Below are 14,804 nucleotides of genomic sequence, written 5' to 3' on the forward strand. Positions count from 1 at the left end.
CCGTTTACTGGGGCTTCAATTCAATGCTTCTCCGAAGATAACATCTCCTCTTAACCTTCCAGCACCGGGCAGGTGTCAGGCCCTATACCTCATCTTACGATTTTGCAGAGCCCTGTGTTTTTGATAAACAGTCGCCTGGACCTTTTCACTGCGGCCCCGATTGCTCGGGGCGACCTTTCTCCCGAAGTTACAGGTCTATTTTGCCTAATTCCTTAGCCATGAATCTCTCGAGCACCTTAGGATTCTCTCCTCGACTACCTGTGTCGGTTTACGGTACGGGTTCTTATAATCTAAGTTTAGAGGTTTTTCTTGGAAGCCCTTAGGTACACTATCACTTTGGCCGAAGCCTCCGTGTACTATCGCATTTCCCCAAAAGCCGTGGATTTGCCTGCGGCTCTTATAGGTAGGTGCTTTAACGAACTATTCCGTCAGTTCGCGGTACTTTCATCACTCCGTCACCCCATCACAATTATAAGAAGTACGGGAATATTAACCCGTTGGCCATCGACTGTCCCTTTCGGGTTCGCCTTAGGACCCGACTAACCCTCAGCTGATTAGCATAGCTGAGGAAACCTTAGTCTTTCGGTGTGCGGGTTTCTCGCCCGCATTATCGTTACTTATGCCTACATTTTCTTTTCTAACCAGTCCAGCATGCTTTACAACACACCTTCAACCCTGTTAGAATGCTCCCCTACCACTCCATTGGAGTCCATAGCTTCGGTAGTATACTTATGCCCGATTATTATCCATGCTCGTCCGCTCGACTAGTGAGCTGTTACGCACTCTTTAAATGAATGGCTGCTTCCAAGCCAACATCCTAGCTGTCTGGGCAGACAAACCTCGTTTTTTCAACTTAGCATACATTTGGGGACCTTAGCTGATGGTCTGGGTTCTTTCCCTCTCGGACATGGACCTTAGCACCCATGCCCTCACTGCTGTAAAACATTATATAGCATTCGGAGTTTGTCAGGAATTGGTAGGCGGTGAAGCCCCCGCATCCAATCAGTAGCTCTACCTCTATATAACTATTATCAGCGCTGCACCTAAATGCATTTCGGGGAGTACGAGCTATTTCCGAGTTTGATTGGCCTTTCACCCCTACCCACAGGTCATCCGAAGACTTTTCAACGTCAACCGGTTCGGACCTCCACTATGTGTTACCACAGCTTCATCCTGCCCATGGGTAGATCACACGGTTTCGCGTCTAACACTACTGACTAAAGCGCCCTATTCAGACTCGCTTTCGCTACGGATCCATGACTTAATCACTTATCCTTGCCAGCAACGTTAACTCGTAGGCTCATTATGCAAAAGGCACGCCGTCACCCCACTAAAGGGCTCCGACCGCTTGTAAGCGTATGGTTTCAGGATCTATTTCACTCCGTTATTCACGGTTCTTTTCACCTTTCCCTCACGGTACTGGTTCACTATCGGTCTCTCAGGAGTATTTAGCCTTAGCGGATGGTCCCGCCAAATTCAGACAGGGTTTCACGTGCCCCGCCCTACTCAGGATACCACTATCCTTATCTTCTCTTACCTATACGGGACTATCACCCTCTTTGGTTAACCTTTCCAGGTTATTCTAGTTCAATCCGCAAGAAATGTCGTGGTCCTACAACCCCAAAATTGCCGTAACAACTTTGGTTTGGGCTAATCCGCGTTCGCTCGCCACTACTTACGGAATCACTTTTGTTTTCTTCTCCTCCGCCTACTTAGATGTTTCAGTTCAGCGGGTTTGCCCATCTATCGATGTACTATGTCTTCAACATAGTGGGTTGCCCCATTCGGATATCTACGGATCAATTCGTGTGTGCCAATCCCCGTAGCTTTTCGCAGCTTATCACGTCCTTCTTCGCCTCTGAGAGCCTAGGCATCCCCCATACGCCCTTATTTTGCTTATTGTACTTTTAGCTAAAAGCTAACAGCTATTAGCTGACAGCTTAAAACTGTGTTTCTTTCTACTTTTTAAATTTTCTTATCTCAATATGTCAATGAACTTTATCTGTGTGGATTGGGTTATTTGGTTATTCGGCTATTTGGTTTCCCAAATCAACAAATTACCGCATAAACGAATCAACAGATTCGTGGAGAATATCGGAGTCGAACCGATGACCTCCTGCGTGCAAGGCAGGCGCTCTAGCCAGCTGAGCTAATCCCCCAATCTAATTATGAATTGTGAATTATGAATTATGAATTGGTCAATCCATAACCCCTCAACCCTAGAATTTCCAAGCTAAAAAAAGTAGTCCCGGGCAGACTCGAACTGCCGACCCCTACATTATCAGTGTAGTACTCTAACCAGCTGAGCTACGAGACTCTGTTTTCTTTGCTTAATATTATTTGAACTAACAGCGAGAGTAAAAAAATTCTACTTTTTGAGGACTATCCCCTATATCGTCTCTAGAAAGGAGGTGTTCCAGCCGCACCTTCCGGTACGGCTACCTTGTTACGACTTAGCCCCAGTTACTAGTTTTACCCTAGGCAGCTCCTTACGGTCACCGACTTCAGGTACCCCCAGCTTCCATGGCTTGACGGGCGGTGTGTACAAGGCCCGGGAACGTATTCACCGGATCATGGCTGATATCCGATTACTAGCGATTCCAGCTTCACGGAGTCGAGTTGCAGACTCCGATCCGAACTGAGAACGGTTTTATAGATTCGCTCCTACTCGCGTAGTGGCTGCTCTCTGTACCGTCCATTGTAGCACGTGTGTAGCCCAAGGCGTAAGGGCCGTGATGATTTGACGTCATCCCCACCTTCCTCACAGTTTACACTGGCAGTCTTGTTAGAGTTCCCGACATGACTCGCTGGCAACTAACAACAGGGGTTGCGCTCGTTATAGGACTTAACCTGACACCTCACGGCACGAGCTGACGACAACCATGCAGCACCTTGTAAATTGTCCGAAGAAATATCTGTTTCCAAATACGTCAATCTACATTTAAGCCTTGGTAAGGTTCCTCGCGTATCATCGAATTAAACCACATGCTCCACCGCTTGTGCGGGCCCCCGTCAATTCCTTTGAGTTTCATTCTTGCGAACGTACTCCCCAGGTGGGATACTTATCACTTTCGCTTAGCCACTGAAGTTGCCCCCAACAGCTAGTATCCATCGTTTACGGCGTGGACTACCAGGGTATCTAATCCTGTTCGCTCCCCACGCTTTCGTCCATCAGCGTCAATCCACTGGTAGTAACCTGCCTTCGCAATTGGTATTCCATGTAATATCTAAGCATTTCACCGCTACACTACATATTCTAGTTACTTCCCAGTAATTCAAGTCTATCAGTATCAATGGCCGTTTGATCGTTGAGCGACCAGATTTCACCACTGACTTAATAAACCGCCTACGGACCCTTTAAACCCAATGATTCCGGATAACGCTTGGATCCTCCGTATTACCGCGGCTGCTGGCACGGAGTTAGCCGATCCTTATTCTTACGGTACCGTCAAGCTCCCTCACGAGGGAGTGTTTCTTCCCGTACAAAAGCAGTTTACACACCATAGATGCTTCTTCCTGCACGCGGCATGGCTGGATCAGGCTTGCGCCCATTGTCCAATATTCCTCACTGCTGCCTCCCGTAGGAGTCTGGTCCGTGTCTCAGTACCAGTGTGGGGGATCTCCCTCTCAGGACCCCTACCTATCGTTGCCATGGTAAGCCGTTACCTTACCATCTAGCTAATAGGACGCATGCCCATCTTTTACCGTTGGAACTTTAATATGTCTAACATGCGAAAAACATATACTATGAGGTATTAATCCAAATTTCTCTGGGCTATCCCTCTGTAAAAGGTAGGTTGCATACGCGTTACGCACCCGTGCGCCGGTCTCAAGGAAGCAAGCTTCCTCTACCCCTCGACTTGCATGTGTTAAGCCTGCCGCTAGCGTTCATCCTGAGCCAGGATCAAACTCTTCATCGTATATTGTTGATGCTCGCGCATCGTTTTTTTAGACAAAGGCTAGTCTTTTCAAAAATCCTAAGATTTCCTTACTCTCTTTTTGTTGTTCTAACATCTCTGTTAGAACGGCTGTCAATTCAATATGTCTATGAACGTTGTCTTCTTTATTATCAAACCAATCTCTCGATTAGCGGGTGCAAAAGTAAGCATCTTTTTTAAACTAACAAGGCTTTTCGAAATTATTTTTGAATTTATTTCAAATTCCTCATTTTACAGCTTTTCAATGTGCTTTTCCTCTCTTGCGGGGTGCAAATATAAAAATCTTTTACCTCCCAATCCAAATAAAAATCAAACCTTTTTCAATCTTTTTTTTAAAACACTGAAAACATGATTTTTGGAAACAATATTTCTGATTATTTTAACAAACACAAACCCAAAGACCGCTATTTAGCCCCGATTGGAGCAACTACCATGTAGTGCGCAAAGCGGGAATACGGAACACCGATAAGTCCCGAACCTGACGCTCCTGAAACTATTTTTTCAAGACTTGTTTTTCCCAATGATCTGTAAGTTCATCGATATCTATTGGTATAGCCGGCTTTTGAGGAATAAGTCTTCCTCGGTTAAATGCTCGGTCAAGAATAGATTCTATGAGGAAGTCTTCGTTGACTTCATAGGGTAGGTATTTTGTTTTGAGATTGATATCGAAAAGTCGGGCTGTATTATTAGACCAGAATGCTTTCCAACCACTTTTGTAATCTTTGATGAGTTCGAAAGTGGTATAACCGGTTTGGCGATGTATTAGTTTGACCAAGATTTGCCCTTGTTTTCTGGAGAGTTTTTTTAATTGGGCAGTGAATTCATTTTCCATGTAGTCTTCCACAATTTTGAAATACTTCTTTTTCTCTTTGTTGGTTTTCATCTTGTCCATATTCTTATTAAGAACAGTCAATCTATCGGCAGCTGTTCTAGCATAAGGATACACTTTATAAACTCTGTTTTGAAGCAAGAGGAATTCTTTTTTTTCTGCCGGTGATAATTTGTTTTTGTAAACCACTACTTCTTCTAATAAAATAGGGTCTTTTACTATGGTGTCATTTTCATCGTTAACCACTTCCCTTTTTTGAATGGAATCTGAAGTAACTTGTGCTTTAAGATTAAAGGTTAGCGACAAGGCAAAAACTAAAAAAAATAACTTTCTCATGAATAATAAATATTAGGGTAAAAATATAGAATATCCTTAACAACTGTAATGCCAAATTTATATTTTAGCAAAAAAATATTTATGGCAACAAAATCTATACTTACCAAATCGTCGCTTACCTTTTTGGAGCGTTATTTGAACAATGCTTCTCCTACCGGTTATGAATCAGACGGTCAAAAACTTTGGATGAATTATCTGAAACCATATGTTGACACTTTTATTACCGACACTTATGGTTCTGCTGTTGGTGTAATTAATCCTGACGCACCGTATAAAGTTGTTATCGAAGGTCATTCGGATGAGATTTCGTGGTATGTCAATTACATCACCGACAATGGGCTTATTTATGTAATTAGAAATGGTGGTTCTGATCATCAAATTGCTCCTTCTAAAAGAGTTAATATACATACCAACAAAGGAATTGTCAAGGGTGTATTTGGATGGCCTGCCATTCACACCAGAAACCGAGGTAAGGAAGAATCGGCTACTTTACACAACATCTTTATAGACTGCGGTTGCGCAAATAAAAAAGAAGTTGAAGCATTGGGTGTTCATGTTGGTTGTGTGATTACATATCCGGATGAATTTATGATTTTGAATGGCAATAAATTTGTTTGTCGTGCCATTGACAACCGAATGGGCGGTTTCATGATAGCTGAAGTTGCACGACTTCTGAAAGAAAACAAGAAAAAATTACCTTTTGGATTGTATATTACTAATTCCGTTCAAGAGGAAGTTGGACTTCGCGGAGCCGAAATGATAACCAAAACCATTAATCCTAATGTTGCTATTGTGACCGATGTATGTCATGATACGAGTACTCCGATGATAGACAAGAAAATTGAGGGCGATTTGGAAATGGGGAAAGGACCGGTTATAGCTTATGCACCAGCCGTTCATAATACTTTGAGGGATTTGATTGTAAACACTGCACAAGACAAAAAAATTCCTTTTCAACGTCATGCGACTTCCAGAGTAACTGGAACAGATACTGATGCATTTGCTTACAGTAATGGCGGAGTTCCTTCCGCTCTGATTTCACTTCCTTTGCGTTATATGCATACCACTGTTGAAATGGTACATCGTGAAGATGTAGAGAATGTTATTAAGTTGATTTATGAGAGTTTGCTTAAGATAGAAAACAACGACTCCTTCTCTTACTTTAAATAATCAGAAATAAAAAAGCATCCTAACGGATGCTTTTTACATTTACATTGCTGCAAAACTAACTATAACCCATAACCTTATAATTTCAAATCAATTGTAACCGCCATGTTATTGTTACATGCTTTGTTGCCTTTTAACAAGCGATTGATTTTTTCAAAATCTAACGGAAAGTACTCCGTAGTTACATTGCTTTCAATAATCTGATTGCTCTCTGCAATTTTGTCTTCCAATGACATTTCTAATACAATTGGTTGGTACGCTTCTTCACAAGTTTCGGTAATCAATATATTTTCGGCAATAACCTCTTCAACTGATTTGGTATAATTTGATTGGATTACCGAAGCCGGATTAAAAATGACCACTTCTTCACCGGTATTATCAATAGTGAATTGAGACATTTCGTTTTTCACCAAAGTCAATTGACTTTGTTTTTGAGCGTTGTCTACACTTACTGTAGCTAAATCTTGTTGAACTAAATCTTGAGCGTTTAATTCATTTGCTGCATTACCGTTAGTAAAACTTAAAGCAGCTAGTCCTAAAAAAATGATTGTTGTTTTCATGATGATTGATTTATTTTTTGATGATGATTTTTGGTATTGTTATTAATATCCTATGCAAATATATGGCTAAAAACTAGTATCTTGTATTGCATAGTACTTAAATTTAACATAATTTTAACTTTTAAATAATTTCAACTTGTTGATTTTGAGAAAAAAGCGCTGTTTAATAACAAACAGCGCTTTGATTTGTTACAACTAAACTTGTTTCAAATAAGCAGCCGCTTCATTGGCTTTTGAGAGCTCTGCATACTTTAATGCGGTGAACCCTTTCTCATCTTTAGCGTCTAATTTTGCTCCTTTATCCAATAATACTTTAATGATTTCCACTTTATTGTAACGAGCCGCCAACATTAATGGTGTGGTTCCGTTCGTAGATTCATTCACATCTGAGCCATACTCGATAAATTTTTTAACGGTAGCCAAATCTCCTTTAACGATAGCGTTACAAAGTGGCGTAACATCATACATTATAACTTCGGTTGGATGAGAAGTTGTTGAAACATTGGTTGCCAAAGCAACATTAGTAAAAGCTACAAGAGCTAAGCCTGCAAAAATGATTGTTTTTTTCATGATGAATGATTTAAAAGTTATTGATTGCTGATTAGACGTCACAACCCTAATTTTCGTTGCATCAAATAGTTAAGAATAACAAAATTTTAACATTATACAAAAAAAACCACGCCTTAGCGTGGTTCATCATTTTAAGTTTACTCTTAATTTACGATTTCAAAAAATCAACAACGTTTTTTTCAATTCGTTCATTAATGTTAGAAATATCAGCTTTAACAAATTGTTCTCCTATAATATTCTCATATAATTCAATGTATCGCTCTGAAACACTTTCGATATAAGCATCGGTCATATTGGGTATTTGTTGTCCTTCCTTGCCTTGGAAACCATTTTCAATCAACCAACGACGAACAAACTCTTTTGATAATTGTTTTTGTTCTTCATTATTGTTTTGTCTTTCCTGATAACCGTCGGCGTAAAAATAACGCGAAGAATCCGGTGTATGGATTTCGTCAATTAAAACAATTACACCGTCTTTGGTTTTACCAAATTCATATTTGGTGTCCACTAAAATCAATCCGCGATTGGCTGCAATTTCAGTTCCGCGTTGGTATAAAGCTCTGGTGTAATTTTCTAATACCAAATAATCCGCTTCGGAAACAATGCCTTTTTCCAAAATCGCTTCACGCGATATGTCTTCGTCGTGCGAACCGTTATCCGCTTTGGTTGTTGGAGTGATAATTGGTGTTGGGAATCGATCATTTTCTTTTAAACCTTCAGGCATGGTGACTCCGCAAAGCACTCTTTTGCCGACTGCATATTCACGGGCTGCATGACCTGAGAGATAACCTCGGATTACCATTTCAACTTTAAAAGGTTCACAAAGATGACCAACTGCTACGTTTGGATCCGGAGTAGCGATTAACCAATTCGGAACAATATCTGAAGTCAAGTGCATAAACTTGGTGGCAATTTGGTTTAGTATCTGACCTTTGTATGGAATTCCTTTAGGCATAACTACATCAAAGGCCGAAAGTCTGTCGGTGGCGATCATGACTAAAATTTCGTCGTTGATATTGTAAACCTCTCGTACTTTACCTCGGTAAACGGATTTTTGTCCCGGAAATTGAAAATGGGTTGTAGTGATTGTATTCATGTTGTTGTGTTGTTGTGGGTGCAAAAATAGTAATTTGAGATTACTTTTTCAGACAACAATTAAAAATAAAAAGAAACCCTATCATTTGACTTGACAGGGTTATAAATTAATACTTTATCTTTTCCGAAACAACTTCTTCATAATTTTTAAAAAAGTAATTAATGACAACAAAAAAATGACAAATAACAAAATACCGTAGCCAACTTGCCAAGGTGAGTAAATTGTGGTATGCCAACCCGGTATCACAGAAGTAACGGTATCAAAAAGATAAACTTCTCTTCCAATCAAAAAAAACACCACTAAAACCAGAAACAACCCAAATAATAATTTTCTTCTGAACATTTAGTAATCGTTATTCTCAATACTCTTATAAGCATCAATTACCTTTTTCACCAATCGATGGCGAACAATGTCTTTGTCATCCAAATAAATGATACCTATGCCTTCAATGTCTTTCAAAACCAAAATAGCTTCTTTCAAACCGGAAATGGTTCTTCTTGGTAAATCTACTTGTCCCGGATCACCGGTGATAATGAACTTAGCATTTTTACCCATACGGGTTAAAAACATTTTCATTTGAGAATGCGTAGTATTCTGAGCTTCATCCAAGATTACGAAAGCATTGTCTAACGTTCGTCCACGCATAAAAGCCAGAGGTGCAATTTGAATGATTCCTTTTAAAATATAGTCTTCCAAAGTTTGTGGCGGAATCATGTCACGCAAAGCATCGTATAAAGGTTGCATGTACGGATCTAGTTTTTCTTTCATGTCTCCGGGCAAAAAACCAAGATTCTCTCCTGCTTCAACCGCCGGGCGAGTTAAGATGATTCTTTTGACTTGTTTTTCTTTTAAAGCTTTTACAGCCAAAGCCACACCGGTATAGGTTTTCCCGGTTCCGGCCGGTCCAACGGCAAATACCATATCATTTTTAGCCACATAATCTACCAGCTTTTGCTGGTTGGGCGTCATAGCTTTGATGAGTTTTCCTCCTAAACCATGTACCAAAATTTTATCATGATCGGGCATGCGTTGCTCTTCTTGTGAATTGCTTTGTATCACTCGATCAATTACATTATCATCAATATTATTGTAGCGGGTAAAATGCAACATCAGACGGTTAAAACGGTTTTCGAACTCATCTAACTCTTCTTTCTCTCCGAAAGCTTTCAGGGTAGTGCCTCGGGCTACGATTTTGAGTTTAGGGTAATATCTTTTAATGGTTTCAAGATGAGCATCTTGAGCGCCCCAAAATTCTTTGGGTGCAATGTCGTGTAATTCAATGATACGTTCGTTCAAAAGCAGCAGTATTAAATTAAAATAATTAGCTATATATTGTTAGCTTTGTATCCAAATTTAATCAAATAAAAGAATAGGTTTTACTATTTTTGACCCCAATTTCAATCAAGTTATAAACAATCTATGTCAATAATTACCTTAACCACCGATTACGGATTAAAAGACCACTTTGTCGGGGCTTTGAAAGGAAAGTTGTTGACGGAATATCCCGAAGCGGTTATTGTTGATATTTCGCATCACATCGATGCTTTTAATATAGCGGAAGCGGCTTATATTATCGGAGCTGCTTATGGTAGTTTCCCAAAAGGAACAGTGCATTTGATTGGGGTTGACATTGAATTAAGTTCGCAAAACCAACACATTGCCATGCAATGGAACGATCAATATTTTGTTTGTGCCGACAATGGCATTCTCAGTATGCTGATTCAGAAAATTGTTCCTCAAAAGTTAGTGACTATTAACATTCACGACCGATTGCCCAGCGATGCTACCGATTTGGATGTGTTTGTAAAAGTAGCCTGCCATTTAGCCAAAGGTGGTTTGCTGAATGTTATTGGCAAAGAAATTAGCACCATTAAAGAGGTAACTGAATTACAAGCCGTTGCACAAGACAATCAAATCAAAGGCTATGTCATTTACAGTGATCATTTAGGCAATGCGGTGACTAATATTTCTAAAAAGTTATTTTTGGAAATGGGCAAAGGCCGACCTTATGAAATCAAATTTAAAAACCAAACCATCAAGACCATTCTTCCAAAATATTCAGACATTGTCATTTCTGAAAAATATTCCTGGAAAGATTATGAAGGCGAAAAATTAGCGATATTCAACGAAGCCGGCTTTTTAGAAATTGCCATTTTCAGAAGTAATCCTGATACGGTTGGCTCTGCAAGTTCGTTATTGGGATTGACTTATCGAGATTTGGTAACTATCGATTTTAAGAACTAGATAAAAATTATGTTTGTCAGAATAGTAAAAATGAGCTTTCATGAAGAAAATATTCCGAAGTTTTTGGAGAATTTTGATAGCATCAAAGAAAAAATAAGAGGTTCAGAAGGCAATCGTTTCCTTGAATTGTATCAGGACAAATACAATCCCTGCATTTTCTTCACCTACAGTTATTGGGAAACCGAAGAGGATTTAGAAAATTACAGACGTTCGGCTTTGTTTGACGAAGTTTGGACATTTACCAAACAACTATTCAACGACAAACCGGAAGCCTGGAGTGTGGATAAGTTAGTTTCACTAACTTAATTATGACCCGAGCACGAAGTGCAAATTATATGGAGTGGAACGGAATAAATTATAAATTATGAATTACGAGTTGTAAGTTTGGCCTCAAATTACCAAATTAAAACAAAACAAAAACATACATGAAATCAATCGCATTACGAGAAATAAAATCCTTCTTTGGTTCACCCATCGGTTATTTGGTGATTGCCATTTTTCTGTTGCTCAACGGACTGTTCCTTTGGGTTTTTGATGGAGAATACAATATTTTACAAAGCGGGTTTGCCGATTTGAGTCCGTTTTTCACTTTAGCACCATGGATATTGATTTTCCTGATTCCGGCGGTGACCATGAGAAGTTTTTCGGATGAAAAAAAACAAGGTACTATTGAACTTTTGTTGACCAAACCATTATCGATTTGGCAAATCGTAAACGGAAAGTTTTTAGGTTCTTTTTTATTGATTGTAATCGCACTTGTTCCAACCTTGGTTTATGTTTACGTGATATCGAGTTTAGGTTCGCCCGAAGGCAACATCGACATGGGCAGCACCATGGGTTCCTATTTCGGGCTGTTATTTTTAGTGGCCTCTTACACCGCTATCGGCATCTTTACTTCTACCCTTTCCGAAAATCAAATCGTAGCATTCTTGGTTTCAGTTTTTTTGTGTTTTCTGTTTTATTACGGATTTGAAGGCGTTTCGAATTATGCCTCAGATTTTGAAGATATCGTAGCCAAAATCGGAATGGATTACCATTTCAAAAGCATGTCTCGAGGCGTTTTAGACACACGGGATATCTTGTACTTTGTGAGTGTAGCCTTTTTATTTTTATCGTTTACCGTGTATAAATTAAAATCCCTGAAATCGTAATGAGTGCACCGAAAAACAATTTGAAAAATATTGCCATTACCCTTGTACTTGTAGTGGTTTTAAACTTTGCCGGTCATTTTGCCTACAAACGTTTTGACCTAACGGCTGACAAACGCTATACGCTTTCTGAAACTTCTTTAAACATTGTTAGCGAAGTACAAGAACCGCTTTATATTGATGTTTTTTTAGAAGGAGAATTTCCGGGTGAATTCAAAAAATTACAAACGGAAACCCAACAGTTACTGGAAGAATTCAAAGCCGAAAACCCGAATATCATCTTTCAATTTGTCAATCCGCTGGAAGACGAAGAACAAAGAGACGCCACAATCCAATCGTTCTTAGAAAGAGGTTTGACGCCGGTTAATGTAACCGTAAACGATAAAGGCCAACAAACCCAAGAAGTCGTTTTCCCATGGGCTGTAGCTACTTGCGGTGACAGAGTCGTAAAAGTGCCGTTGTTAAAAAATATGATGGGCGCTTCCACAGCCGAAAAAGTAGTGAGTTCGGTACAACATTTAGAATATGCTTTCGCCAATGCCATCAATACTGTGGCTAAAGCCAAACAAAAGAAAGTGGTTATCCTAAACGGAAACGGTGAATTAGAAGACCGATACATAGCCAATTTTATCACCACCGTAAGAGACAATTATTACATCGGACCATTTACTTTGGATTCTGTAGCCAAAAGTCCGAATGAGACTTTAAAATACCTTAACAAATACGATTTAGCCGTTATTGCCAAACCCACAGAAGCTTTCTCCGATGAAGAAAAACAAGTCTTAGACCAATTCATCATCAACGGTGGAAAAACACTTTGGTTGGTCGACCAAGTCAATATGGAAATGGATAGTTTGTATAATGAAACCGGTTCCAACTTGGCTTTTCCGAGAGATTTAGGCTTGAACGATATGTTCTTCAAATATGGCATCAGAATTCGTCCCGATTTGATTTTTGATTTGCAAAATACACCTATTGCTTTGGCCACCGGTGAGCAAGGAAGCGCCACGCAATACACCCAATATCCTTGGTTTTATTCACCATTGATTTATCCAACGGCCAATCATCCGATAGTGAGTAATTTGGACGGTATTAAATTTGACTTTGCCAGTCCGATTGAGATTTTAGGCAATGATATTAAGAAAACGGTTTTATTACAATCCTCGCAAGTTTCCAGGTTAGTAGGTACGCCGGCGCAAGTGAGTTTAGAAGTAGTGTCGCTTCGTCCGGAACAAAAAGAATTTGCCGGAAAAGGCAATTATCCTGTCGCGGTTTTGTTGGAAGGCCAATTCCATTCGATGTATGAAAACCGGGTTTTGCCTTTTAAAGATGCGACTTTTAAAAATTTGGGCAAAGCCAATAAAATGATAGTGGTTTCAGACGGCGACATCATCAAAAATCAGTTTGATAAAAACGGAGTACCGCTCGAATTGGGTTATGACAAATGGACCAATAACTTGTATGCCAACAAAGAGTTTATGATGAATTGTGTCAATTATTTGTTAGATGACAACGGACTTATTAACATTCGAAGCAAAGAAGTTGATTTACCGATGTTGGACAAACAAAAAGTCTATGACAATTACACCAATTCGCAAGTCGTAACTGTAGCAGTTCCAATAGTAATCTTGTTGTTATTTGGTGTAGCCTTTACCCTTTTGCGCAAGCGAAAATACAGCAAGTAATGTTAATAAAAAACTTTTTGAAATCTGTTACTTTAAGATATATTTGTAAAAAATAAAACGAAATGAAGTTCATAGTATCGAGTTCATACTTATTAAAACAACTACAAGTTTTAGGTAGCGTTATCAACAGTAGCAATACCTTGCCTATTTTAGATAATTTCCTATTCGAATTAGACAATAAAACCTTAACTGTTTCGGCTTCTGATTTAGAGACAACCATGTCGGCTACTTTAGAAATCGATTCAACCAGCAAAGGCAGTGTGGCGGTTCCGGCGAAATTGTTATTAGACATTCTGAAAACATTTCCTGAGCAACCATTGACTTTTACGGTAGAAGAAAACAGCACGATTGAAATCAGTTCCAACTCCGGAAAATACGCCATTGCTTATGCTCCGGGAGAAGAATTTCCAAAATCGGTGAGCTTAGACAATCCGTCTTCAACCGTAGTTCCTTCAGAAGTATTGGCAACCGCTATCAGCAAAACCATTTTCGCTGCCGGAAATGACGATTTACGTCCGGTAATGAGCGGAGTGTTTTTCCAATTTTCTCCGGAAGGTTTGATTTTCGTGGCCACTGATGCTCATAAATTAGTGAAGTACGCCAGAACTGACGTAAAAGCGTCGCAAGTAGCGGATTTCATTATGCCCAAAAAACCTTTGAACATTTTAAAAGGTATTTTAGGAACCTCAGAATCTGATGTAACGATTGAATATAATGATTCTAACGCGACTTTCTCTTTCGACAGTTACGTGTTGACTTGTCGCTTAATTGATGGAAAATACCCGAATTATGAAGCGGTAATTCCGAAAGAGAATCCGAACAAATTGATGATTAACCGTGTTCTTTTATTGAACTCCGTGCGTCGTGTTGCGATTTTCTCTAACAAAACTACACACCAAATTCGTTTAAAAATTGCCGGTGCCGAATTGAATATTTCTGCCGAAGATATTGATTACTCTAACAAAGCAGAAGAGCGTTTGACTTGTGATTACCAAGGTGATGACATGCAAATTGGGTTCAACTCCAGATTCTTATCTGAAATGTTGACCAACTTACAATCGGACGAAATCATGTTGGAAATGTCAATGCCAAACCGCGCCGGAATCTTAACGCCTATTGATGGTTTAGATGAAGGCGAAACCGTAACCATGTTGGTTATGCCGGTAATGTTGAATAACTAATATAAACTAACCTTTATACCTTAAAGCGTCTCAATTTAAACTGAGGCGTT

General features: G+C 39.5%; 11 protein-coding genes, 2 tRNA genes and 2 rRNA genes (1 of these 15 cut by a window edge). 6 read left to right on the forward strand and 9 right to left on the reverse strand.

Translation table 11 applies throughout. The features are described 5' to 3' along the window. The 5 genes from P7V56_RS11705 to P7V56_RS11725 form a co-directional block, all read right to left on the reverse strand. Positions 1-1,902, reverse strand: a 23S ribosomal RNA gene (locus P7V56_RS11705); it reaches 972 nt to the left of the window's first position. A gap of 183 nt (positions 1,903-2,085) precedes the next feature. After that, positions 2,086-2,159: transfer RNA gene (locus P7V56_RS11710), tRNA-Ala, on the reverse strand. 84 nt (positions 2,160-2,243) lie between these two features. Beyond that, a tRNA-Ile gene (locus P7V56_RS11715) sits at positions 2,244-2,317 on the reverse strand. 87 nt (positions 2,318-2,404) lie between these two features. Beyond that, positions 2,405-3,920: ribosomal RNA gene (locus P7V56_RS11720) — 16S ribosomal RNA — on the reverse strand. The 16S and 23S rRNA genes sit together here with 2 tRNA genes alongside, the layout of an rRNA operon. A gap of 511 nt (positions 3,921-4,431) precedes the next feature. Further along, positions 4,432-5,103 (reverse strand): DUF4294 domain-containing protein, encoded by a 672-nt coding sequence (locus P7V56_RS11725; protein ID WP_171222858.1) that lies wholly within the window; start codon positions 5,101-5,103, stop codon positions 4,432-4,434. 81 nt (positions 5,104-5,184) lie between these two features. On the opposite strand from P7V56_RS11725, the gene P7V56_RS11730 reads away from it, so the two are divergent. Next, entirely contained in the window at positions 5,185-6,273 is a 1,089-nt protein-coding gene (locus P7V56_RS11730) for a M42 family metallopeptidase (RefSeq protein ID WP_171222859.1), read from the forward strand. A 74-nt stretch (positions 6,274-6,347) separates the two neighbouring features. Here P7V56_RS11730 and P7V56_RS11735 read toward each other — a convergent pair whose 3' ends face one another. From P7V56_RS11735 to P7V56_RS11750, 4 genes are all read right to left on the reverse strand, one after another. Beyond that, positions 6,348-6,830: a hypothetical protein gene (locus tag P7V56_RS11735; RefSeq protein ID WP_171222860.1), complete on the reverse strand. Its 483-nt coding sequence runs from the start codon at positions 6,828-6,830 to the stop codon at positions 6,348-6,350. A 195-nt stretch (positions 6,831-7,025) separates the two neighbouring features. After that, positions 7,026-7,400, reverse strand: coding sequence for an ankyrin repeat domain-containing protein (locus P7V56_RS11740; protein ID WP_171222861.1), 375 nt, complete (start codon positions 7,398-7,400; stop codon positions 7,026-7,028). A 148-nt stretch (positions 7,401-7,548) separates the two neighbouring features. After that, on the reverse strand, positions 7,549-8,496 hold the full coding sequence (locus P7V56_RS11745) for a phosphoribosylaminoimidazolesuccinocarboxamide synthase (protein WP_171222862.1): 948 nt from the start codon (positions 8,494-8,496) through the stop codon (positions 7,549-7,551). A 342-nt stretch (positions 8,497-8,838) separates the two neighbouring features. Beyond that, a complete protein-coding gene (locus P7V56_RS11750; protein ID WP_171222863.1) occupies positions 8,839-9,792 on the reverse strand; it encodes a PhoH family protein in 954 nt (317 codons plus the stop codon). Between the two features lie 123 nt (positions 9,793-9,915). Here P7V56_RS11750 and P7V56_RS11755 point away from each other — a divergent pair, with 123 nt between their 5' ends. The 5 genes from P7V56_RS11755 (at position 9,916) to dnaN (ending at position 14,754) form a co-directional block, all read left to right on the forward strand. Then, the gene (locus P7V56_RS11755; RefSeq protein ID WP_171222864.1) at positions 9,916-10,740 is read left to right on the forward strand and encodes an SAM hydrolase/SAM-dependent halogenase family protein; all 825 of its coding nucleotides are present in this window, start codon (positions 9,916-9,918) and stop codon (positions 10,738-10,740) included. A gap of 9 nt (positions 10,741-10,749) precedes the next feature. Then, positions 10,750-11,046, forward strand: coding sequence for a putative quinol monooxygenase (locus P7V56_RS11760; protein ID WP_171222865.1), 297 nt, complete (start codon positions 10,750-10,752; stop codon positions 11,044-11,046). Between the two features lie 119 nt (positions 11,047-11,165). Next, entirely contained in the window at positions 11,166-11,891 is a 726-nt protein-coding gene (gldF, locus tag P7V56_RS11765) for a gliding motility-associated ABC transporter permease subunit GldF (RefSeq protein ID WP_171222866.1), read from the forward strand. Beyond that, positions 11,891-13,573: a gliding motility-associated ABC transporter substrate-binding protein GldG gene (gldG, locus tag P7V56_RS11770; RefSeq protein WP_171222867.1), complete on the forward strand. Its 1,683-nt coding sequence runs from the start codon at positions 11,891-11,893 to the stop codon at positions 13,571-13,573. Before gldF ends, gldG begins: the two co-directional genes overlap by 1 nt. A gap of 62 nt (positions 13,574-13,635) precedes the next feature. Further along, positions 13,636-14,754: a DNA polymerase III subunit beta gene (gene dnaN, locus P7V56_RS11775; protein WP_171222868.1), complete on the forward strand. Its 1,119-nt coding sequence runs from the start codon at positions 13,636-13,638 to the stop codon at positions 14,752-14,754. Positions 14,755-14,804: the final 50 nt, after the last annotated feature.

Origin of the sequence: Flavobacterium sp. IMCC34852, from assembly GCF_030643905.1 — a bacterium.
GTDB classification, from domain to species: Bacteria; Bacteroidota; Bacteroidia; order Flavobacteriales; family Flavobacteriaceae; genus Flavobacterium; species Flavobacterium rivulicola.

Bases quoted from the DNA above. Each gene is read 5' to 3' on its own strand.
- P7V56_RS11725 (WP_171222858.1), bottom strand. From the start codon at position 5,103: ATGAGAAAGTTATTTTTTTTAGTTTTTGCCTTGTCGCTAACCTTTAAT.
- P7V56_RS11730 (WP_171222859.1), top strand. From the start codon at position 5,185: ATGGCAACAAAATCTATACTTACCAAATCGTCGCTTACCTTTTTGGAG.
- P7V56_RS11735 (WP_171222860.1), bottom strand. From the start codon at position 6,830: ATGAAAACAACAATCATTTTTTTAGGACTAGCTGCTTTAAGTTTTACT.
- P7V56_RS11740 (WP_171222861.1), bottom strand. From the start codon at position 7,400: ATGAAAAAAACAATCATTTTTGCAGGCTTAGCTCTTGTAGCTTTTACT.
- P7V56_RS11745 (WP_171222862.1), bottom strand. From the start codon at position 8,496: ATGAATACAATCACTACAACCCATTTTCAATTTCCGGGACAAAAATCC.
- P7V56_RS11755 (WP_171222864.1), top strand. From the start codon at position 9,916: ATGTCAATAATTACCTTAACCACCGATTACGGATTAAAAGACCACTTT.
- P7V56_RS11760 (WP_171222865.1), top strand. From the start codon at position 10,750: ATGTTTGTCAGAATAGTAAAAATGAGCTTTCATGAAGAAAATATTCCG.
- gldF (WP_171222866.1), top strand. From the start codon at position 11,166: ATGAAATCAATCGCATTACGAGAAATAAAATCCTTCTTTGGTTCACCC.
- gldG (WP_171222867.1), top strand. From the start codon at position 11,891: ATGAGTGCACCGAAAAACAATTTGAAAAATATTGCCATTACCCTTGTA.
- dnaN (WP_171222868.1), top strand. From the start codon at position 13,636: ATGAAGTTCATAGTATCGAGTTCATACTTATTAAAACAACTACAAGTT.